The sequence below is a fragment of the Rhodanobacter sp. DHB23 genome, assembly GCF_014842975.1.
Taxonomy (GTDB): domain Bacteria; phylum Pseudomonadota; class Gammaproteobacteria; order Xanthomonadales; family Rhodanobacteraceae; genus Rhodanobacter_A.
The window spans coordinates 25,774-47,802 of the sequence record NZ_JACYXK010000022.1; the positions used below are offsets into that span (position 1 = coordinate 25,774).

The 22,029-nt window shown below is 68.9% G+C and carries 16 protein-coding genes; 7 read left to right on the forward strand and 9 right to left on the reverse strand.

Annotated elements, in window-relative coordinates:
- Positions 1–328 precede the first annotated feature (328 nt).
- Complete coding sequence (locus tag IHE47_RS04870; protein WP_192104758.1) at positions 329–1,984, reverse strand: S53 family peptidase; 1,656 nt, start codon at positions 1,982–1,984, stop codon at positions 329–331.
- Between the two features lie 327 nt (positions 1,985–2,311).
- On the opposite strand from IHE47_RS04870, the gene IHE47_RS04875 reads away from it, so the two are divergent.
- Positions 2,312–3,364, forward strand: coding sequence for a proline racemase family protein (locus tag IHE47_RS04875; RefSeq protein ID WP_225561635.1), 1,053 nt, complete (start codon positions 2,312–2,314; stop codon positions 3,362–3,364).
- Entirely contained in the window at positions 3,361–4,395 is a 1,035-nt protein-coding gene (locus IHE47_RS04880) for an Ldh family oxidoreductase (RefSeq protein WP_192104759.1), read from the forward strand. The genes IHE47_RS04875 and IHE47_RS04880 overlap by 4 nt, the downstream gene beginning before the upstream one ends.
- Before the next feature lie 218 nt (positions 4,396–4,613).
- Here IHE47_RS04880 and IHE47_RS04885 read toward each other — a convergent pair whose 3' ends face one another.
- Both IHE47_RS04885 and IHE47_RS04890 read right to left on the reverse strand, forming a co-directional pair.
- Positions 4,614–5,801, reverse strand: a complete 1,188-nt coding sequence (locus IHE47_RS04885; RefSeq protein ID WP_343227437.1) for a glycoside hydrolase family 27 protein — start codon at positions 5,799–5,801, stop codon at positions 4,614–4,616.
- A gap of 14 nt (positions 5,802–5,815) precedes the next feature.
- Positions 5,816–7,018 carry an alpha-galactosidase gene (locus IHE47_RS04890; protein WP_192104760.1) on the reverse strand — a complete coding sequence of 401 codons (1,203 nt, stop codon included), beginning with the start codon at positions 7,016–7,018 and terminating at the stop codon, positions 5,816–5,818.
- A 238-nt stretch (positions 7,019–7,256) separates the two neighbouring features.
- Between IHE47_RS04890 and IHE47_RS04895 the strand changes: the two genes are divergently transcribed.
- From IHE47_RS04895 to IHE47_RS04910, 4 genes are all read left to right on the forward strand, one after another.
- Positions 7,257–8,012, forward strand: coding sequence for a uroporphyrinogen-III synthase (locus tag IHE47_RS04895; RefSeq protein WP_192104831.1), 756 nt, complete (start codon positions 7,257–7,259; stop codon positions 8,010–8,012).
- Between the two features lie 53 nt (positions 8,013–8,065).
- Entirely contained in the window at positions 8,066–9,181 is a 1,116-nt protein-coding gene (locus IHE47_RS04900; RefSeq protein ID WP_192104761.1) for a uroporphyrinogen-III C-methyltransferase, read from the forward strand.
- Entirely contained in the window at positions 9,178–10,431 is a 1,254-nt protein-coding gene (locus IHE47_RS04905) for a heme biosynthesis HemY N-terminal domain-containing protein (protein ID WP_192104762.1), read from the forward strand. Before IHE47_RS04900 ends, IHE47_RS04905 begins: the two co-directional genes overlap by 4 nt.
- 233 nt (positions 10,432–10,664) lie before the next feature.
- A complete protein-coding gene (locus IHE47_RS04910; RefSeq protein ID WP_192104763.1) occupies positions 10,665–11,561 on the forward strand; it encodes a crotonase/enoyl-CoA hydratase family protein in 897 nt (298 codons plus the stop codon).
- On the opposite strand, the gene IHE47_RS04915 is transcribed toward IHE47_RS04910, so the two are convergent.
- The 6 genes from IHE47_RS04915 to polA form a co-directional block, all read right to left on the reverse strand.
- The gene (locus tag IHE47_RS04915) at positions 11,562–13,778 is read right to left on the reverse strand and encodes an ATP-binding protein (protein WP_225561636.1); all 2,217 of its coding nucleotides are present in this window, start codon (positions 13,776–13,778) and stop codon (positions 11,562–11,564) included.
- Positions 13,750–14,808 carry an HD domain-containing phosphohydrolase gene (locus IHE47_RS04920; protein ID WP_192104764.1) on the reverse strand — a complete coding sequence of 353 codons (1,059 nt, stop codon included), beginning with the start codon at positions 14,806–14,808 and terminating at the stop codon, positions 13,750–13,752. The genes IHE47_RS04915 and IHE47_RS04920 overlap by 29 nt, the downstream gene beginning before the upstream one ends.
- A 184-nt stretch (positions 14,809–14,992) precedes the next feature.
- Entirely contained in the window at positions 14,993–15,430 is a 438-nt protein-coding gene (locus tag IHE47_RS04925) for a GNAT family N-acetyltransferase (protein WP_192104765.1), read from the reverse strand.
- A 53-nt stretch (positions 15,431–15,483) separates the two neighbouring features.
- Complete coding sequence (locus IHE47_RS17725; RefSeq protein WP_225561637.1) at positions 15,484–17,895, reverse strand: 3'-5' exonuclease; 2,412 nt, start codon at positions 17,893–17,895, stop codon at positions 15,484–15,486.
- 26 nt (positions 17,896–17,921) lie between these two features.
- Positions 17,922–18,140 carry a hypothetical protein gene (locus tag IHE47_RS04940; protein ID WP_192104766.1) on the reverse strand — a complete coding sequence of 73 codons (219 nt, stop codon included), beginning with the start codon at positions 18,138–18,140 and terminating at the stop codon, positions 17,922–17,924.
- 442 nt (positions 18,141–18,582) lie between these two features.
- On the reverse strand, positions 18,583–21,348 hold the full coding sequence (polA, locus tag IHE47_RS04945) for a DNA polymerase I (RefSeq protein ID WP_192104767.1): 2,766 nt from the start codon (positions 21,346–21,348) through the stop codon (positions 18,583–18,585).
- A 93-nt stretch (positions 21,349–21,441) separates the two neighbouring features.
- Here polA and IHE47_RS04950 point away from each other — a divergent pair, with 93 nt between their 5' ends.
- The gene (locus IHE47_RS04950; protein WP_225561638.1) at positions 21,442–21,993 is read left to right on the forward strand and encodes a DUF2782 domain-containing protein; all 552 of its coding nucleotides are present in this window, start codon (positions 21,442–21,444) and stop codon (positions 21,991–21,993) included.
- Positions 21,994–22,029: the final 36 nt, after the last annotated feature.

Here is a 22,029-nt window from a genome sequence, read left to right on the forward strand (position 1 = left end):
CCAAAGCAAGGCGGACTTCCAGCCGCCGTGGCGAATGCAACCGTTTCAGCCGAATCAGGCCGAAAGCCTGCGAATTCCGTTTCGCATGTCAGGCATGGTGGATCACGATTCGTGGATCTGTCGCGGCGCGATGCTGCGTCGGGAATGCGGAAGATGGCATAAAGGATTTAATACGACATTTTCCCGTCGAAGTCGGCATAAACATGGTTTCGCGGCGGCTGGCCGGACTCGTCGTTCCGACGAATGGTCTGCTTCGATGCCAGCGGTTCCACGGATGCGGAATCGCCACTGCGGCACCGGCATGCGCCGGTGCCGCAGTGGCGACGGGTTAGCGCTGGTACAACATGCCGTTCGCCACCGCGGCGGCATTCCACGAACCCCAGCCGGATGCCTGGTTGTACCGGCCCGGCACCACCGAGTACGCCCCGTTGCTGCCGCCGGTGAGGAAGTTGTAGCAGTCGAGGCAATCGCCCCTGGTCTTTTTCACTTGCGCCGTGCCGATGTCGTAGAAGGTCTGCGGCCAGAAATACGGCGGGATGCCGCTCTGCAGGATCCGCGCATACGTGCCGGCCAGCAGCGGCGCCGCAAGGCTGGTGCCGCCATAGACGGCCCATTCCTGCTGCAGCGTGCCGGTGCTGTCGACGTAGCCGGTGACCACCCACAGGCCGGTGTTGGGGTCGCCGTCCATCACGAAGTCCGGCGTGCCGCGCATGCTGCCGACGACGTTCGCCACGGCGTCCTGGTACCAGGGACGCGGTTCGGTCGCGGCCGGGCCGCTTTCGCTGTCCACCCACAGCGTCTCGTGGTCGTAGGTGCTGTACGAGTCGGCCGTGTTGACGAGGGTGGACGCGCCCACCGAGACGACGTAGGGCGAACTGGCCGGGAAGCCGGTGGAGCTGGCGTTGTCGGAGCAGCCCGGATAGCCGCCGTCGTCCTGGGTGACGGCGAACACGGTGAGGCCCTTGGCGATCGCCGCGTACAGTTCCTGGTCCCAGCTGTCGCGCAGGTCCTGCGGGATGTCCGAGTCGCACGAGGCCGCGAACGACAGCGAGATGGTGGTGTGGTCGTCGTTGACGGCGGCGGCAACCGCGGTCAGCTCGTCGCCCAGGTCGGTCGACGGTGCCGAGTAGAACGCGATCTGCTGCAGGCCGCCGCTCATGGCCGTGACGGCATCGATGTCGAGTACTGCCTCGGTCTGTGCCTCGTAATCGCCAGTGGTGTATCCGGTGGGATAGGTGATGTCGAGCGGAATCGGCGTGATGCCATAGGCGTTGGCCCAGGTCTGGTACAGCGTGGGGGTCTGGCCCTGGTCGCCCACGCCGATGATCGCCACTGACTGGTTCGATGCGGGCGCCAGGCTGCTGGCGCTGTAGAGCTGCGGAAAGTCCGTGGGCGCATGCACGCATTCGCGGCAGGCCACGGTGGTGTCGCCGGAGGCCGCCTGCGTGGCCGGCGCCTTCTTGCCCTTCGCGGGAACCTTGGCCGTGAGCTTCGGCCCGTTCTTGCCCACCGTGGCCGCCTTCGCGGCCGACAGGCCACGCTCGCTGTACGAGCGCAAGCCCAGCACTGCGCCGACTACCCCGCCCAACGAAGCCGGGATCCGCACCGTATCGGCATTGGCTATGCCCGAGCCATTGGCATTGGTCACCTTGTACAGGCGCGTGCCGAAAGCCGACTGCACGCTGGCCGCCGTGCCCGTGGCGGTGACCATGGTGTTGTCCTTCGACACCTGAATCTTGTTGAAGCCATTGGCGCGCAGGAAGTCGACGACGCGCGTCACATCGTCGCCGTGCGGCAGGTAGCGCGCCGCGAGGTCGCTGTTGGTCAGTGGCGTGTGCGCATGCGTGCGCACGAGGTCGGCCATCTGCTTGAGATCGTCCGTGTCGTGCATCTTCAGCACCACGTTGACGCGCACCGGCTCGAACGCGCCCATCAGGCTCGCCTTGTCGGTGGATTGCAGCGCGACGCCCTGCGCAAGGGCCACGTTCGTGCCGCCTGTCGCGGCACTGCCTGCCGGCGGACTGCCGGTCGCCAGCGCGCCCCCCGTCGCGCTGGTGCATGCCAAACCGCACACGGCAATCCTCATTGCCGCGGACAACTTCGTTTTCCGGATCATTGGTTCTCTCCCCGCATTGGTCATGGGCCAGTCCATCGGACGATGGCTGGATACGTCGGGCCGAACATCAGCCAGAGCCCCTCATGCGCTGACGGGTCGCAGTATTGAAACCATCGCCGGTGGCGTCTTGATCGGATTCGTCCGGGAGGCGTGCGGAATTTGCACGGGAACGACGCAAGGCGGCCGCGCGCTGCCATGCTTGGCGCCAGTGCCTTTGCCGGAACGATCACGCAGATGGGCGACTACATCCGCCAACTCCACACCGTCGACCTGCACACCGGCGGCGAGCCGCTGCGCGTCGTGCTTTCCGGATTGCCGCCATTGCCGGCGGGCACCATGCTGGAAAAGCGCGCCTGGCTGCGCGAACGCCACGACGACGTCCGCCGCTTCCTGATGCTGGAGCCGCGCGGCCATGCCGACATGTACGGCGCCTACCTGTTCCCGCCGGTCACGCCCGGCGCGGACTTCGGCGTGGTCTTCCTGCACAACGAGGGCTACAGCGACATGTGCGGGCACGGCATCATCGCGCTCGGCAAGCTGCTGGTGGAGCTGGGCATGGTCGAGCGGCAAGCGCCGCGCACGCGCATCGCGTTCGACGCGCCCGCCGGCTTCATCGAGGCGTGGGTGGAATGGGACGGCCGGCGCGCCGGGCGCACCACGTTCCGCAACGTGCCCGGCTTCATCTACCGGCGCGATGTCGCCGTGCAGACACGCGACTTCGGCGCGATCACCGGCGACATCGTGTTCGGCGGGGCGTTCTACTACTACTTCAGCGCGCCGGACGGGCTGGCCATCGAGCCCGAGAACGTGCGCCCGCTGATCGAACTCGGTGCGCAGGCGAAGGCCGCCGTGGTCGCGCAGGTGAAAATCCGGCACCCGCTGGAGCCCGGCTTGAACACGCTCTACGGCAGCATCATCGACGGCCCATCGAACGCGGCGGGCGCCGGCGCCGACCAGAGCAACGTCTGCATCTTCGCCGACCGCGAAGTGGATCGTTCGCCCACCGGCACCGGCAGCTCGGGCCGCGCCGCGCAACTGTTCCTGCGCGACCGGCTTGGCCTGGGCCAGCCCTACGTCAATGCCAGCATCGTCGGCAGCCGCTTCGAAGCGCGCGTGGTGGAAACCGTGCCGGTCGGTCCATTCGATGGTGCCATCACCGAAGTGACCGGCGACGCGCACATCATGGGCTTCAACCAGTGGGTGCTGGAACGCGACGACCCATTCCCGCAAGGGTTCTTCCTGCGATGAGCGCCACGACTGCCGGCGCCCTGCGCGTGCCGCTGGACGAACTCGCCGGGCGGATTCGCGCGGCCCTGCGCGGCTTGGGCCTGGCCGAAGCGCACGTGCAGGCGATGGCGCGCGTGATCGCCGCCGGCCAGCGCGACGCCTGCCAGTCGCACGGCATCTACCGCGTGCTGACCTGCGCGCGGACCGTGCGTGCCGGCAAGGTCGATCTGCACGCCGAGCCCGTGGTCGAGGCCGACGGCAGTGCCGTGGTGCGCGTGGATGCGCGCCATGCGTTCTCGCCGCTGGCCTTCGAGCGCGGCCTGCCGATGCTGGCCGAGGTGACACGCAGGCACGGCGTTGGCGCGCTGGCGATACGCCACTGCTTCCACTTCTCCGCGTTGTGGCCGGAGATCGAGATGATCACCGCGCACGGCCTCGCCGCACTGGCGATGACGCCCAGCCATGCCTGGGTTGCGCCTGCCGGCGGCCACAAGCCGGTGTTCGGCACCAACCCGATCGCCTTCGGCTGGCCGCGCCCCGGCCCGACTCCGCTGGTGTTCGACTTCGCCACCAGCGCGATCGCGCGTGGCGACCTGGAGTTGCACCGCCGCACCGGCACGCCGCTGCCGCCCGATTGCGGCGTGGATGCGGCAGGCCATCCGTCCACCGACCCTGTCGCGGTCGCGAGCGGCGCGATGCGCGCCTTCGGCGGCCACAAGGGTTCGGCGTTGGCGATGATGGTGGAGCTGATGGCGGGCGCGCTGATCGGCGACTGGACCAGCCGCGAGTCGCTGGACTTCGATGCCGGTGCGGGTGCCGCGCCCTGCCACGGCGAACTGATCCTCGCCTTCGATCCCGTGCGTCTCGGTGGGGCGGACTCTGTCGATGGCCAGCGGCGCGCGGAGGACATGTTCGATGCGATCACCGCGCAAGGCGCACGGCTGCCTTCGCAACGCCGCTTCGAGGCGCGCGAGCGCAGCCTGCGCGAAGGCGTGACGGTGCCGGCGGGGCTTTATCGCGAGATGCTGGCGATGGCCGGGGGCGTCGCGTAACGCGATAAGGCTGCAAGCCTTGCAGGTTTCCGTGTTGGCCAATGGAACAGGTAAGTGGATTTCTCGAGAACCTTGCCAGTGAGTCCCTCTCCCTTCGGGAGAGGGTTCCCGAAGGGCGGGTGGGGGTTCGGGCGGAGCGAAATGTTGGTGACTTGCGCAGGGCGCCGGTAACGCGCTTCGGCCGAACCCTCCCGAAGGGAGAGGGGAGCAGGGCGCACTCACTCCATCCGCAGCATCACCACGCCATGCGAAGCCACGTTCGCAGTGAAGCTGCCATGTGCGTCCGGCAGGTTCCTGTGCGTCCACAGGTCGCGCACCTTCAGGCGCAGCGATGCTGGCAGGTCCAGGTCAGCCCAATTCACAGTGATCGCGTGGGCGCTGGCGCCGCGGTTGAGCAGCAGCACGGCGCGGCCACCGCCCTTGAGCGGGCGCGCCCAGACTTCGTAATCGTCGTGCTTGGCGACACGCCTGGCCTCGATGCCCAGCGGGTCCTGGTCCACCGCGATCACCTCGCGGTTGGTGAGGATGGCCTTGGTCTCGGCGCTCATGCTGGCGAGGTCGTTGCCGGCCATCAGCGGTGCGGCCAGCATCGCCCACAGGCTGAAGTGGGACTGGTATTCCGTGTTGCTCATGCCGCCGTTGCCCACTTCCAGCATGTCCGGATCGTTCCAGTGGCCGGGCCCGGCAAAGCCGTCCAGCCCCACCTGCAGGTCGAGGATGGCCAGCACGCTGTGCTGGTAGCCGTCCTGGCCCGACCAGTGGTCGTAGATGTCGTCGGTGGTGCGCCAGAGGTTGCCGACGTTCTTCGCCCACAGCCACGGCTTGTTGACACCCCATTCGCAGATGCTGAACACGATGGGGCGGCCGGTGGCGCGCAAGGCGTCGCTCATCGTGGTGTAGGTGGACTGTGCGTCCTGCGTATAGGTGGAGCACCAGTCGTATTTCAGGTAATCGACGCCCCACGAGGCGTAGGTGCGCGCGTCCTGGTACTCGTGGCCCCAGCTGCCGGGGCGGCCGCCGCAGGTCTTCGCGCCGGCGTCGGAGTAGATGCCGAACTTCAGCCCCCTGGCGTGGATGTAGTCGCCCAGCGCCTTCATGCCGGAGGGGAAGCGCTGCGGGTCGGCCTGGATGTTGCCCTGCGCATCGCGCTGCACCTGCCAGCAATCGTCGATGACGATGTAGGTATAGCCGGCATCGCGCATGCCGGAACTGACCATGGTGTCCGCGGCCTGCCTGATCAGCTTCTCGCTGACGTTGCAGCCGAACTTGTTCCAGGTGTTCCAGCCCATCGGCGGCGTCGGCGCCAGCCCGTTCGGCGTGCGCGGTGGTGTGGTTTCCGCGGCGTGCAACGTGCCCGCCATCAACACGCAGGCAAGCACCATCAACAGCGTATGCAGTCGTTTCACCAGTCGTCCCTCAATCAATTGTCGATGCGAACCATCACCACGCCGTGCGAGGGAACCTCGGCGGCGAAGCTGTCACGCGCTGGCGGAAGATCCTTGTGTTGCCACAGGTCGCGCACGTGCATGGGCGTGCCCCTGGGATAGCCGAGCATGTCCCAGTCCGCGGTGATGCGGCTGGCCTGTGCGCCCCGGTTGAACAGCACCACGGCGCGGCCACCGCCCTTGAGCGGCCTGGACCACACCTCGCGGTCGCCGTCCTTGAACACGCGTTGCCCCTGCACGCCCAGCGCGTCCTGGTCCACCGCGATCACTTCACGGTTGGTGAGGATGGCCTTCGTGGCCGCATCCATGTGGGCGAGGTCGTTGCCGGCGATCAGCGGCGCGGCCATCTCGGCCCACAGGCTGAACTGCGACTTGTATTCCTCGTTGCTCATGCCGCCGTTGCCGATTTCCAGCATGTCGGGGTCGTTCCAGTGGCCGGGGCCGGCGTAGTGCGCGAGGTCGGCCTGCATGTCCACGATGTTGGTCATGCCGTTGTAGTGGCCGTCGCGGCTTTCCCAGCCGTCGTAGATGTCGCCGGTGGTGCGCCACAGGTTGCCGACGCTCTGCGCCCACAACCAGTCCTTGTTGCTGCCCCAGTCGCACAGGCTGAACACGATGGGACGGCCGCTGGCGCGCAGCGCGTCGCTCATCAGCGTGTAGACGGACTGGCCGTTTTCCGTGCTGGTGTGGCACCAGTCGTATTTCAGATAATCGACGCCCCAGGAGGCGTAGGTGCGTGCGTCCTGGTATTCGTGCCCGCGGCTGCCGGGGCGGCCGGCGCAGGTCTGCGTGCCCGCGTCGGAGTAGATGCCGAACTTCAGTCCCTTGGCGTGGATGTAGTCGGCCAGCGCCTTGATGCCGGACAGGAAGCGCTTGGCATCGGCGGTGATGTTGCCTTCGGCGTCGCGCGGGCCGTGCCAGCAATCGTCGATCACCACGTACTGGTAGCCGGCATCCTTCATGCCGGAACTGACCATCGCATCGGCGGCGGCGCGGATGGTCTGCTCGTCGATGTTGCAGCCGAAATGGTTCCACGAGTTCCAGCCCATCGGCGGAGTGAGCGCCAACCCGTTCGGTTGCCGTGGTGGCAGCGGCGGTTGCCCCCCGGCGTAAGCGGGTGATGTGGCGCAGGCGAGCCACGACAACAGCATGAAACCCGACAGGACCATCCAGCGCATCGACTTCTCCCCGGCATGTGGAAACGTGCGGAACAACGCATCCGGCGGATTTCGCGGCGTGCGCAGCCGAAGTCGGAATAATGTCCGACAATTTGTCAATTCTGCGATGATCTGGCCGTCCATACAACATTGCTTTGCAGCACGAAGGGGTGCGGCGACGCCGGCGGTGGCGGCGATGGGCATGGCTATACTCGTGCTCCGTTGCCCGCGCGATGCGGGCTGGCCAGCCGGGCGCCGCATGGGTCGCAAGCCGCACATTCCGTCGTTGCATGGCCGCGTGGTGGTGATCACCCGGCCGGCCGGCACTGCCGCCGCGCTGGCGCGGCGTGTGCGTGCCGGCGCTGGCGTGCCGCTGCTGTTGCCGGGCCTGTCGTTGCGCGCGATCGACGATCCGCAACTGCCTGCGCAGATGCGCGCCGCGTTGAAGGACGACTGCCTGCTGTTCACCAGCCCTGCCGCCGTGCGCTTCGCTGCCGCGCTGTCGTCCTTGCGCAGCAGGGCCACGGTGTTCGCGGTGGGACAGGGCACGGCACAGGCGCTGCGCCGCCATGGCGTGCCGGCGCAAGCCCCGTCGCGGCAGGACAGCGAGGGCCTGCTCGACCTGCCTGCGCTGCAGGAGCTGCACGGCAAGCGCGTGACCTTGATCGGTGCGCCTGGTGGTCGCGGCCTGTTGCGCGAGCAACTGGTTGTGCGAGGGGCGCAGTTGCGCGAGCTGCATGTGTACCAGCGCGTGCCGCCGCGATTGGACCGGCGGCATGTCGAGGCGGTGCAGGCGCTGCCGCGTTCGGCGCGCGTGCTGGTTTCCAGCGCCGAGGCCTTGCACAACCTGTCGCAGCGGTTGCCGGCATCGGCATGGACGCGTTTGCGCACGGCGGTGGCCGTGGTCAGCAGCGGGCGACTGGCGCAGGCGACGCATGCAGCGGGTTTCGCGCGCATCGTGCAGGCGGAGTCCGCACTCGCCGCCGATCTGCTCGATGCCGCGGCACGGCGCTGACCGTTTCACGAGCTTGCAACGAACGCCCGCAGCCTGCCTGTTAGCATGCGGGCATGAACGAAAACGACTCCACGCAGTCCTCCGCGCCGCTCACTGCGCAGCGCCCCGGCAAATCCGCGCCGCGTGATGCCGCGCCGCGCGGCGGCAGCATCGCGCTGGCCTTGTTGCTGGCCTTGCTCGCCCTGCTGGCTTCCGGCTACGTGGGCTGGCGGCAGTGGCAGCAGCGCCAGTCCCGCGTCGCCGATGCGCATGCGCTGGATGCCATGCAGCAGCGGGTGGCCGCGCTGGAATCCGCGCTGGCCAGCGGCAGCGGCGGTCGCGCCAACCTTGCGCAACGACTGGATGCCTCCGACCAGCTCGACCGCGCCCTGCAGGCCGCGCAGCAGGCGCAGGGCGATCGCCTGCGCGAGCTGGAAGCGGCGGTGGGCAAGCTCTCCGAAAGCACGCTCTCCGCGCACGACGGCACCCTGCTCGACGAAACCGAATCGCTGTTGCGCATGGCCAGGGAGCGCTACGAGCTGTTCCACGACGCGCAAGGCGCGGCCGCCGCCTATGCGCTGGCCGCGCAGACCCTGGCGGCGGTGAATGACGGTGCGTTCGCCGGCCTGCGCCAGAACGTCGATGCCGAACGGCTGGCCTTGCTCGCCAGCCAGCCGACCGCCCAGGCCGATGCATCGGCAAAGCTCACCGCCTTGCGCGATGCCGTTCCCGGCCTGCCGCTGAAACCGCTGGACACGCCGGCGAGCGCGGCGTCGACCGGCGCGTGGACGCGCGTGGCCAACGCGCTGACCGGCGTGCTCAGCGTGCAGCGCGACGACGGCGCGCCGCTGGCGGTGGCCGATGCGCGCTTCGCGCGCGAGCTGGTGGCGCTGGATCTCGCGCAGGCGCAGGCCGCGCTGCTGGCGCACGATCCCAGGGCCTACGCGTCCGCGCTGCAGCGTGCCGACGCCGGGCTTGCCGGCCAGTTCGATGGCAGCGCCGATGCCGTGCGGCAGGCACGCGGCACGCTGAAGCAACTCGCCGCGGCCGTGCCGAACGACACGAGCGTGCAGCTTGGCGCGGCGCTGGCCGAACTGCGCAACCTGCGCGCGGTGCACGCGTTGTCGAACAGCCCCGCACCTGCGGCCAGCACGTCCGCGCCGGCGCACGCTGCGGGGGCCGTGCGATGAACCTGTGGCGCTGGATCCTGCTGCTGGTGGTCGTCGCCGCGCTGGCCGCGTTCGGCTGGCACTGGGTGGCGGTCGATCCCGGCTACGTGCTGGTGCGCCTGCGCGGCTGGCGCGTGCAGACCACGGTGGTCGCCGCCGTGCTCATCCTGCTGCTGGCCTGGGCCGTGCTCGTCGCGGCATGGCGGCTGCTGCGCTGGCCGTTCGGCGCGCTGTCGCGGCGGCATCGCCGGCTGAGCCGCAAGCGGCTGGGCGAGGGCCTGATCGCGCTGATGGAGGGCCGCCATGGCGATGCCGAGCGCGACTTGAACCGTGCCTCGCGACTGGGCTCGCTGCGCGGCGTGGCCTTGCTCGCCTCGGCCGAGGCGGCGTCGCGACGCGGCGAGCATGCGCGCGGGCTGGAAATCCTGGCCGAAGCCTCGCAGGCCGCGCCGCAGGCCGCGCGCGTGCTGCGTGCACGCATGCTGCGTCGCGACGGCAAGGCGGGCGAGGCCGTGGCCCTGCTCGCACCGGATGCCGACAAGGCCGCGCTGCCGCCCGGCGGCTGGCGCGAACTCGCGCTCTCCGCGCTGGCCGCGGGCGATGTGCGCCGCGCCCTGGCGGCACTCGATCCCCTGCAGAAAAGCGGCGCACTGGGCACCCGCGGCTACGCCATGCTGGAAGCCAGGGTGCTCGCCGCCGCCATCGACGCCGCGCCCGACGGCGCCGCGCTCAACACGCTGTGGTCGCAATTGCCCAAGACCCAGCGCCGCGCCACCGCCGCGGTCGATGCCTACGCGCGCCGCGCCGCCGGCTTCGGCCTGGTGCTGCCGGCGATGGACGAACTCGAATCCGCGCTGCGCCGCGAATGGTCGCCGGAACTGGTGGAAGCCTATGGCGTGCTCGCCGGCGGCGACCTGGCCGCGCGCCTCGGTCGCGTCGAAGGCTGGCTGTCCGACCATCCCAACGATCCCGTCCTGCTGCTCGCCGCCGGCCGCATCTGCGTGCGCTCCAGGCTCTGGGGCAAGGCGCGCCAATACCTCGGGCGTTCGCTGGCGCTGGAGCCGGGCAGCGGCGCATGGGAGGCGCTGGGCGATGCGCATGCCGGCCAGGGCGACGCCGGGGAGGCGCAGCGCTGCTACCGCAACGCGCTGGCGATGGCCCGCGGCGAGCGCGTGCAGTTCACGTCTCCGGCCAGGGCCGGCGTGATCGACACCAGCGCCATCGCGGTCGAGGAACGCGATGAGCATGGCGTGCCCAGGCTGCGCAGCTAGGCCTTCCTGACGCCGTCCCGCGGTACGCCGGCGCCGGGTGGCGGAGGATCGCCCGGGTGGTCGCGCCGCCGGATTTGCGGCTTTCCCGCCATTCGCGGCAGGCAGCTCGAGGTGCGGGGCTTTTCCTTGCACTTCCGGTCGTTTGGGTGCATAGAGGCCCTCGGGCCTCTCCGATGTACCTTCCGTGCCCCGCCGGTCACGGCCCGGGCTGGCATCAACTGTCTGGAGCGACCATGGCTACCGCGATCCTCGAGAAGCTTGCTTCTGCCCCCCGTTATCCCACCCTGCGCGTCACCGAGAGCGCGGATGCCGCCGTGCACTGGTGCCACATGCATGCCGACCTGGCCGCCTCGCCCGGCCGCGCCTGCTTCAAGCCGGCCCTGGTCGCCGACATCCTGCAATACCAGAACGTCCTGGGCGACCGCCTGCGCCGCGAACGCATGTTCGGCGAAGCCGGGTTGCGCCATGTGGTGCTCGCCTCCGACTGCGATGCGTTCAACCTCGGCGGCGACCTGGAGTACTTCTGTGAGGCGATCCGCCAGCAGAACCGTCCCGCCCTGCTGACCTACGCGCGGCAGTGCGTGCGTGGCGTGCACGCCTTCCATGCCGGGCTCGATGCCGACGTGCACAGCATCGCGCTGGTGCAGGGCGATGCCCTGGGCGGCGGCTTCGAAGCCGCGTTGAGCTGCCACACCATCGTGGCGGAAGAAGGCGTCGGCATGGGATTGCCGGAGGTGCTGTTCGACCTGTTCCCGGGGATGGGCGCCTACTCCTTCCTGTGCAAGCGCATCCCGCCGCTGCAGGCCGAGCGGCTGATGCTGGGCGGCGACATCCTGTCCAGCGAAGAGCTCTACAAGATGGGGCTGGTGGACGTGCTGGCCCCGCGCGGGCAGGGCGTGCAGGCGGTCGAGGAAGTCATCCGCGGCAACCGCCGCATCCCGCATGCGCGCATGGCCATGCATCGGGTACGGGCGCTGGCGCAACCGGTGACGCTGGAGGAGATGATGGCGATCACCGAGATCTGGGTGGATACCGCGCTGCAGCTCGGCGAGAAGTCGCTGCGGACCATGGAGCGGCTGGTGCGCGCGCAGTACCGCCGGCACGGTGAACCGTCCGCCGCGCAGGCCTGATCATGGCGCCAATGGACTGTCCTCGCGCGCGGGTATCCAGCTCCCGCGCGTCTGCAGCACCTGCTCGCCGTCGTGCAGGCGCTGCGCCAGGCTTTCGCAGTGGCGCTGCCAGTCGCGTTCGAGCTCGAAGACGGTCATCCGCATCAGGCCGCCGCTCAACTCGGCGCACTGCACCAGGCCAAGATTGCCGGCGATCCCCTTCATGGCATGGGCGTGATCGCGGAAGCGTTCCCAGTCGGCTTCCGCTCCGGCCTGGCGCATCTTTGCCAGCGCCACCCGCGCATCGGCGATGCACTGGCCGATGAAGTCGGCTTCGAACGCCTTGCCCATGCCGAGCGCCGCGAATTCGTCCAGCACGGAGGTGTCCAGCACCTGCCCGGCGGAGGCGTGCACGACGGGGTGGGGGCTTTCCGGCTCCTCGCTGCCTGCGCCCGTGAGGATCGCCGCGATGGCATCGAGCAGCCTGACGGCGACGAACGGCTTGGTGATGAACGCGCGTGCGCCGGCCTCGCGGCACACCCGCGCCGATTCGGGGGTGGCGTCGGCGCTGATGATCACCACCGGGGTACGGCCGCGCGTGCCGGCTTCCATCACGCGCAGCTGACGCAGCAGGTCGATGCCGCTCAACGAGGGCATGTGCAGGTCCAGCAGCGCCAGGTCGAATCCGCCGCCGGCCAGCGCGTCCAGCGCGGCTTCGCCGTCCCCCACCGTCATCACCCGGTGCCCGGCCTTCTGCAGCACGCCCTGCAGGAGCAGGCGGTTGGCGGCATGGTCGTCGGCGACCAGGACGCGCGCCGACTTGATCCGCGCACGATGGCGCGAGAACGGATCGGCGAACGCGATGATGTTGTGCGCGGTCGGCGCTGGCGGTATGCGCGCGTCCGCGGCTTGCGGCTTGCCGGCGGCGCGCGCGCGCGCGGGTTCGACGGCGGACTCGAACGGCAGCTCGACCCAGAAGCGGCTGCCGACGTTCTCGCTGCTTTCGAACCCGATCGAGCCGCCCATGGCCTCGGTCAGGCCCTTGGCGATGGTGGTGCCCAGCCCGCTGCCCTGGTGCTTGCGGGCAAGGCTGCTGTCGACCTGTTCGAAGGCCTCGAACAGCTTCGCGCGCGCCGACGCGGGGATGCCGATGCCCGTATCCGAAACCGTGAAGCGCAGGCGCACCTGGCCCGCACCGCCTTCGGCCGATTTCGCCACCGTCATGCGGACTTCGCCCGATGCGGTGAACTTGATCGCGTTGCTCAGCAGGTTCACCAGCACCTGCTGCAGGTGGTGCGGATCGCCGCGCAGTTGCTCCGGCACTTCCGGCAATACCGTCACCGCGTAGTCCAGCCGCTTCGAACGCGCCTCGGGGCGCAGCATCAGGTTGATCTGCTCCAGCAGGGCATTGAGGTTGAAGGTCTCCTGCTTCAGCCGCAGCTTGCCGGCCTCGATCGCCGAGATGTCCAGCACGTCCTCCACCAGCGCCAGCAGCGAGCGGCTGGCGGCCTGGATGGTTTCCAGGTAGCCGCGCTGCTCGGTATCCAGCCGGGTGCTCGCCAGCAGCTCCGACATGCCCGACAGCCCGTTCAGCGGCGTGCGGAACTCGTGGCTCATGTTGGCGAGGAAGCGGCTCTTGGCCAGGTTGGCGCGGCGGGCCTCCTCGATCGCGGCGGTCAGCGCCCTGAGCAGGGAGGCGAAGTACAGGGGGACCGCGATCAGGCCCAGCAGCAGGCCCCAGGACAGGTAGCGGTTCTGCAGCCAGTAGGGCGTGAACGTCATCATCGCCGCGAACGACAGCGCGGCCAGTGCGGTGGAGGCGTACAGGTAGCGCGGTCCGTAGCGCATGCCGTTGCCGATCGTGACCCACAGGTAGGCCGCGTACAGCGGGGACGCCGGTTCGCCCTGCAGCAGCATGACCCCGCCGATCGCCGCGTAGTCGGCCAGCATCCCCAGCCAGCGCCGTGCCCGCGAGGGCTGCGGCGCAACGAGGATGGCGGCCAGCAGGCCGATCGACAGCGCCAGCTCGCCGAGCAGGATCAGCCAGGTCGAGAACAGCGCCGGGCTGCGGTCGCCCCAGTCGACCTTCCAGCCGAGGTAGAGGGAGAACAGCAGGGTGATCGCGATGCGCACGAACACCTGCGCATGCTCGCTGTCCGCGCGGCCATGCAGCCGCCGGCGCATCCAGGCCAGCGCCGGATGCATGCGTTCAACGCCAGTCGCGACGGAGCGGAACATGGGAGTAGCGCTCGCAGATGCCATGCAGCCGCGGCAGGTTGTCCATCAGGGCGCGCACGCAGGCCGGGTCCAGCATGGCGCCGCTCTGCGTGTCGACGAATTCGAGCGAACGCTCGATGCTCCAGGCTTCCTTGTACGGGCGTGGCGAGAGCAGGGCGTCCAGCACGTCGGCCGTGGTCGTCACCCGCGCCTCGATCGGGATCTCCTCGCCCGCCAGCCCGTCGGGATAGCCCTTGCCGTTCCAGTGCTCGTGGTGGCGCAGCGCGATCTGCGCCCCGGTCTGGATGAAGCGGTTCTGGCTGTCCTGCAGCAGCTCGTAGCCGATGCGCGGGTGCTGCTGCATGTGCAGGCGCTCCTCCGCGTTCAACGGGCCCGGCTTCATCAGGATCGCGTCGGGGATGGCGATCTTGCCGATGTCGTGCAGCGGCGCAGCCAGCTCGATCGTGCGGGCCTGCTCCTCCGGCAGCCCCATGCCCTCGGCGATCAGCCCGGCGATGTGGGACATGCGCTCGAGGTAGGCGCTGGTGCCGGCGTCGCGGAGTTCGATGGCGCGCGCAAGCCGCGACAGCGTCTCGCGCTCGCGCTCCTCGACCTCGTGCATGCTGGCCAGCAGCCGCTGCTCCAGCGACAGCGAGCGTTGCTTGATCGACTCCGACTGCTGGCGCAACTGCAGCAGGTTGCGGCAACGCGCGCGCAGTTCGCGCGGGTGGACCGGCTTGACCAGGAAATCGATCACGCCGGCATCCAGTGCCGCCTGCCGTATCGGCTCGTCGCCCACCACGGTGACCAGCACGATGGGCACGTCCCGGTTGCGCAGCGGCTTGCGGAAGGCCTTGGCCAGTTCCAGGCCGTCCATGCCCGGCATGCGGTAGTCCAGCAGCAGCAGGTCCGGCCGGTTGCCCTCGCACCAGTCCAGCGCCTCCTGGGGTACGCCGAAATCATGCACGACGAGCTGCGGCCCGATGCCCTGCACGATATGCCGGAGCATCGTGCGTGCCGAAGCCTGATCGTCGACGATCACGACATCCATGCAATCCTCCTCTCAGCCAGAACGCAGGAATGCGCGATTTTCCGCATCCTCCCCGCAATCCGGCGCCTTGGCAAGGGGCGGTCCATGAGTCTGGACGCCCATGAAAGCGGTGGCGATCCGGCCATGGCGCTGCCTCCGTTCGGGGTGAGGCGCGCCGCCGGCCGGGTTCCCGGGCATCGGCAACTCAGGCGGCCGGTTGCAGGTCCTTGGTGAGGAAGATGCGGCTGGTTCCCGGCGGGTCGCAGGGAATCGCCCCGAACTCGCGCCAGCCTTGTTTCCGGTAGAACTCCGGGGCCTGGAAGCTGATCGTGTAGAGCACGGCGCTGCGGCAGCCGCGCCGCCGGCCTTCCTGCTCGGCCAGCCGGAGCATCCGGCTGCCGAGGCCGGATCCGCGCAGCGCTTCCGGCAGGAAGAACACGTCGAGGAAGAGCAGGCCCAGGGAAGTGCGGCCGGTGATCCCGCCCAGGGTCCGGCCGGTCAGGGGATCCCTGGCCAGCACGGCGAGCGGGCGCCGGTCGGCGATGCCGCAGGCCTCGGCATTGAACTGGTCAAGGCCATTCGAGACCACGGCGAGATCCGTGGCATCCGGTGCATCGGTGACGATGATGTCGGGCAGGTTCATGGGGTCTGGCAGTCGACCGGTCGGGTGATGGTGTTCGGCATGGCCGAGGCGATTTACAGCGGCGTGAGGTTGGCGTAGGCCGCCACCAGCCATTTGCTGCCCGCGTCTTCGAAGTTCACCTGCAGCCGCGTGTGCGCACCGCTGCCTTCGGCACTGACCACCACGCCTTCGCCGAAGCTGGGATGGCTGACGCGCTGGCCGAGTTTCACGGGCGGCTCTTCCTGCAGGGGCGGGTGGTCGACGTGGCGGCCGGCGCCGGCGTAGAGCGGGCGCGTGACCTGCACGCGGGGGCGCACCTCGTCCACCAGCGCGGCCGGAATCTCCGCGAGGAAGCGCGAGGGGCGCGCCAGCATCTCGGTGCCGTGCATGCGGCGCGATTCGGCGTAGCTGATGACCAGGCGCTCGCGGGCGCGGGTGATGCCCACGTAGGCGAGGCGGCGCTCCTCCTCCAGCCGGCCCTCGTCCTCGGTGGAACGCTGGCTGGGGAACAGGCCTTCCTCCAGCCCCACCAGGAACACCAGCGGGAACTCCAGGCCCTTGGCGGAGTGCAGCGTCATCAGCTGCACGCAGTCGTCCCAGGCCTCGCCCTGGCCTTCGCCTGCCTCCAGCGCGGCGTGCGAGAGGAAGGCGGACAACTCGTCCAGGCCGGCGTCGATGTCTTCCTGAGTGCGCTCGAAGCGGCTGGCCACGTTGACCAGTTCGTCGAGGTTCTCGATGCGCGCCTCGCCGTTGCCGCGGCTGTCCTTTTCGTAGTGGTCGCGCAGGCCGGTGTGGACGAGCACGTGGTCGATCCGTTCGGCGAGGGGCAGCGCATCGCTGCTCCCCACTCCCTCCGGGAGAGGGAGTGGGGGTGAGGGTTCGGGCGAAGTGGAGGCGTTCGGCAAGTCCGAACCCTCACCCCAACCCCTCTCCCGGGGGGAGGGGGGCTTGAAGTCACGGCTCATCCCGTCGATCAGCGCGAGAAAGTTCTTCACGGCGTTCTTCGCGCGCCCCGCCAGTTCGCTGCCCGCGAGCTCGGCGAGGGCAGCCTCCCACAGCGAGTTGCCGTCGTGGCGGGCGCGGCGGCGCAGCACGTCCAGCGTGCGGTCGCCGATGCCGCGCGGGGGCGTGTTCACGGCGCGCTCGAACGAGGCGTCGTCGTGGCGGCTGGCGGTGAGGCGCAGGTAGGCCAGCGCGTCCTTGATCTCGGCGCGCTCGAAGAAGCGCTGGCCGCCGTAGACGCGGTAGGGGATGCTGCGCTGGGTGAGCTGTTCCTCGAAGTTGCGCGACTGCGCGTTGGAGCGGTAGAGGATGGCGCAGTCGCGCGCGTTGCCGTGTTCGGCGACGTATTCGCGGATGCGCTCGATCACGAAGCGCGCCTCGTCCTGCTCGTTGTACGCGGCGTACAGCGCGATGCGCTCGCCTTCGCCGCCCGCCGTCCACAGCTCCTTGCCGAGGCGGCCGCCGTTGCGCGCGATCACGCTGTTGGCGGCCTTGAGGATGGTGGCGGTGGAGCGGTAGTTCTGTTCCAGCTTGATCGTGCGCGCACCGGGGAAGTCGCGCAGGAACTGCTGCATGTTCTCCACCCTGGCGCCGCGCCAGCCGTAGATGCTCTGGTCGTCGTCGCCCACGGCGAAAACGGCGGCGGGATTCGGGATGACCAGACATTCGTCTGTTGAGAGCCGGGATTCGGGATTGGGCAGGGCGCCGGGTAACTCGGCGTGGCCAGCTTTTCCGAATCCCGAATCCCGAATCCCGAATCCCGTGCTCGCGCCGGCAAGCACGCGGATCCACGCGTACTGCAGTGCATTGGTGTCCTGGAACTCGTCGACCAGCAGGTGGCGCCAACGGTTCTGGTAATGCTCCAGCACGGCGGGGTTCTTCAGCCACAGCTCGTGCGCGCGCAGCAGCAGTTCGGCGAAGTCCACCAGGCCGGCGCGGCGGCAGGCATCCTCGTAGGCCTGGTAGATGCGCACCAGCGTCGCGGTGACCGGATGGTCGCGATGCTCGATGGCGTCGGGGCGCTTGCCCTCGTCCTTCCAGCCGTTGATCGTCCAGGTGGCCTGGCGTGGCGGGAAGCGCGCCTCGTCCAGGCCCAGGCCGGCGACCACGCGCTTCACCAGCCGTTGCTGGTCGTCGGCGTCGAGGATCTGGAAACCTTCCGGCAGCCCGGCCTCGCGCCAATGGCGGCGCAGCAGGCGGTGGGCGATGCCGTGGAAGGTGCCCACGGTGAGCCCTTGCGTGCCGCCGGGGATCAGCGATTCCAGGCGCGAGCGCATCTCGCCCGCGGCCTTGTTGGTGAAGGTGACGGCGAGGATCGCCCACGGCGGCACGCGCTCCACCTGGGTGAGCCAGCCGATGCGGCGGGTGAGCACGCTGGTCTTGCCGGAGCCGGCGCCAGCGAGGACGAGGTAGGGGCCGGGCGGTGCGCAAACGGCTTCGCGTTGCGCGTCGTTGAGCGAATCGATCAGGTGCGAGACATCCATCGCGCCGATTGTAACGGTTGCGGCGCTCAGCCCTTGCGGAGGATGCCGCCGAGTACCAGCAATGCGCCTACCGCAATGCCGGTGATGCCCAGCCATTGCGGAAAGGCCTTGTCGTGCGTGGCGGTGAGCTTGGCCGAGCCGAGCTGGAACAGGGTGTCGGTGGTCTGGTAGCTGCCGTGGCCGAACACCACCCACACGCCCGCCACGAGCAAGACGAGGCCGACGACGATTAGTGCGAAGCGCATGGGTTCTTCCGGTGCGGTGGGTGGTGGTGAGTATGCCGGTGATGGGCATGTGGATGAAGTGCAGGGCGACAGTCCTTCCATTGTTCGCGCTGAGCGCGAGCGGAGTCTTTGAGACTTCCGTCCGGAGCGGCTCTGAAGTCAATCCGGAGCATCGCTTCTCTGAAAAGTGCGGCCATGGATGGCCGCCCGTTTGATCTTCGTGTTCATGGAGGAACACATAAAAAAAATGGCCCCGAAGGCCAGGGGGTGCCTTCGGGGCCGGTGGAGGCGGAAGCCCAGGGGAGAGGCTCCGCGTCCGGGTGGCTGTCCAGGGAGGTGACCAGCCATGGGTGCCGTTGCGTACACCCGATGATTGAGAACGCGCCGCGGGGGAAAAGTTCTACGGCGCACGCGAAGAAAAGTCAGGATCCGTTCATTTCACGGGAAAACAACAAATGGACGTCTAATGCGCCTCGTCCCAGTTTGCGCCTGTCCCCACTTCGACCAGCAGCGGCACGGCCAGCTGCGCGGCGCCCTGCATGCGTTCGCGCACCGCTTCGCGTACCTCGTCGACCGCGTCGGCACGCACCTCGAATACCAGTTCGTCGTGCACCTGCATCAGCATGTGGGCGTCGTCGCGCTCCTTGAGCCATGTGGCCACGGCGATCATCGCCCGCTTGATGATGTCGGCCGCGCTGCCCTGCATCGGCGCGTTCACCGCGGCGCGTTCGGCGCCGGCACGGTGGGCCTGGTTGCGGGACTGCAGGTTCTCCAGGTACAGGCGGCGGCCGAAGATGGTCTCCACGTAGCCGTCGCGGTGCGCCTGCGCGCGGGTGGCTTCCATGAAGGCATGCACGCCGGGATAGCGCGCGAAGTAGCGCGCCATGTAGTCGCTGGCCTCGCCGCGGTCGATGCCGAGCTGGCGGGCGAGGCCGAACGCGCTCATGCCGTACATCAGGCCGAAATTGATCGCCTTGGCGGCGCGGCGCTGTTCCTTGCTCACTTCGTCCAGGGCGACGCCGAACACCTCGGCGGCGGTGGCGCGATGCACGTCGCCGCCTTCGTGGAAGGCCTTGAGCAGGCCTTCGTCGCCGGACAGGTGGGCCATGATGCGCAGTTCGATCTGCGAGTAGTCGGCCGCCATCACCTTCCAGCCCGGCGGCGCGATGAAGGCTTGGCGGATGCGCCGGCCTTCCTCGGTGCGCACCGGGATGTTCTGCAGATTCGGGTCGGTGGAGGAAATGCGTCCGGTGGCTACCGCGCCCTGATGGTAGCTGGTGTGCACGCGGCCGGTGCGCGGGTTCACCGTGCCGGCCAGCTTGTCGGTATACGTGGAGCGCAGCTTGGCCAGTCCGCGGTAGTCGAGGATCAGCCTGGGCAAGGCGTGTGCATCGGCGATCGCCTCGAGCGCCTCCTCATTGGTCGAGGGCTGACCGGTGGGCGTCTTGAGTTTCGCGGGCAGGCCCAGCTCGTCGAACAGGATCGCCTGCAGTTGCTTGGGCGAGTCGAGGTTGAATTCGCGTCCGGCTTCGCGGTACGCCAGTTGCTGCAGTTCCAGCATGCGCTTGCCCAGCTGCTGGCTTTGCTTGCGCAGTTCGTCCACGTCGATCAGCACGCCGCGCTGCTCCATGCCTGCCAGCACGGGTATCAGCGGGATCTCGATGTCCTCGTACACCGAACGCAGGCTGGGTACTCTCTCCAGCTGCGGCCACAGCGCGTGGTGCAGGCGCAGGGTGACGTCGGCGTCCTCGGCGGCGTAGCGGCAGGCGGTGTCCAGGTCCACCTGCGAGAACGAGATCTGCTTCGCGCCCTTGCCGGCCACTTCCTCGTACTTCACGGTGTCGTAGCCGAGGTAGCGTTTCGCCAGCGAATCCATGTCGTGGCGCGTGGCGGTCGCGTTCCACACGTAGGATTCCAGCATGGTGTCGTGGCGCACGCCCTGCACGGCGATGCCGTAGTGCGACAGGATGTTGATGTCGTACTTCGCGTGCTGGCCAAGCTTGGGGCGGCTCGCGTCCTCGAACACGGGCTTGAGCGCGGACAGCACCGCATCGCGGGGAAGCTGCGCGGGCGCGCCGGGGTAATCGTGCGCCAGCGGGATGTAGCAGGCCTTGCCCGGTTCCACCGCGAGGCTGAGGCCGACGATGTCGGCCAGCATCGGATCCAGTGCCGTGGTCTCGGTGTCGAAGGCGATCAGCGGGGCGTCGCGCAGCTTTTCCAGCCATGCGTCGAGCTGCGGTTGCGTGGTGACGAGTTCGTATTCGCCTGACGCCGCGAGGTCGAAGCCCCTCTCCCCCCGGGAGAGGGGGTGGGGTGAGGGTTCGGTGTCGCCTCGCGCTTCGGTCGCACCCTCACCCCCGGCCCCTCTCCCGGGGGGAGGGGGGAGCGGATTTTCGAGATCCTTCAGCGCTGCCTTGAATTCGTAGCGCGCGTACAGCTCACGCAGTGCATCGGTATCGGCATCGCGCATCGCGAGGTCAGCAGGCTTCTGATCCAGCGCCACATCGGTCTTGATCGTCACCAGCGCACGCGACAGCGGCAGCTGCGGCAGGGCTTCGCGCAGGCTCTCGCCGATCTTGCCGCCGACCTTGTCCGCATTCGTGATCACGCCGTCCAGCGAGCCATATTCGGCGATCCATTTCGCGGCGGTCTTGGGGCCGCACTTGGGCACGCCGGGCACGTTGTCCACGCTGTCGCCGACCAGGGTGAGGTAGTCGACGATGCGTTCCGGCGGCACGCCGAATTTTTCCTCGACGCCGGCGCGGTCCATCGTGGTGTTGGTCATGGTGTTGACCAGGGTGACGCCGGGGCCGACCAGTTGCGCCATGTCCTTGTCGCCGGTGGAGATCTCCACCTCGATGCCGGCCTGCTGCGCCTGCACGGCGAGCGTGCCGATCACGTCGTCGGCTTCCACGCCGCCCACGCGCAGGATCGGGAAGCCCAGCGCGCCCACGATCGCCAGCATCGGCTCGACCTGCGCGCGCAGGTCGGCCGGCATCGGCGGACGGTTCGCCTTGTAGTGCTCGTACATCTCGTCGCGGAAGGTGGGGCCGGAGGCGTCGCTGACGAAGGCGACGTAGTCGGGCCTGGCCTTCAGCGTGGAGCGCAGCATGTTGACCACGCCGAACAGCGCGCCGGTGGGTTCGCCCTGCGCGTTGGTCAGCGGCGGCAGCGCGTGGAAGGCGCGGTAGAGATACGAGGATCCGTCGATCAGGATGAGCTTGGGCATGCGCGCATTCTTGCATGTGGCGCGTGCGGGCGCGGTTCACGGGAAGGCAGTGGTCGCGCTGTTATGCTTCGTGCCTCTTTCGAGGTTGCTGCCATGAAAACCGCCACCTGCCTGCTTGCTATCTCTGCCTTCGTCGCGCTGCCGGTCTGGGCGCAATCCACCAGCAGCCAGTCGCCGCAGTTCGCCCCGGTACCGCCGCCGCCGGGCATGAACGATCCGGGCGTGAAGGCGGTGGCGCCGCCTGCCCAGCCCGCGCCGTCGAGTACCAGCGGCAGCACGCCGGCCGAAGTCACCGCCACCCCGGTTCCCGGCAAGCCGATTCCCCTGCCTGCGATGCCGGGCGACAAGGGCGCGCCGAAGATGGCCAGGGGCGATTCGCCGGCGGACGATGTCAGCGTGCGCACCGAGGGCGATGCGGTGTACCAGGAATACCGCCGGGGTGGCCGCGTCTACATGGTGGTGGTCACGCAGAAGAGCGGTCTGTCCTATACCTACATGGTGGACAGCGACGGCACGATGCGCGCCACCGATGGCGCGCCGCCGGTGCGGCCGGTGATGTACAAGATCCTGGAGTGGGGCAAGAGCAAGCCGGCCGAGTCCGGGGACGAGTCCCAGGACAGCGGCTCGCAGGACGGCGCGCATTGATGCGTCGTGCGGGTGAGCGGAATGGCTCTCCCGCGT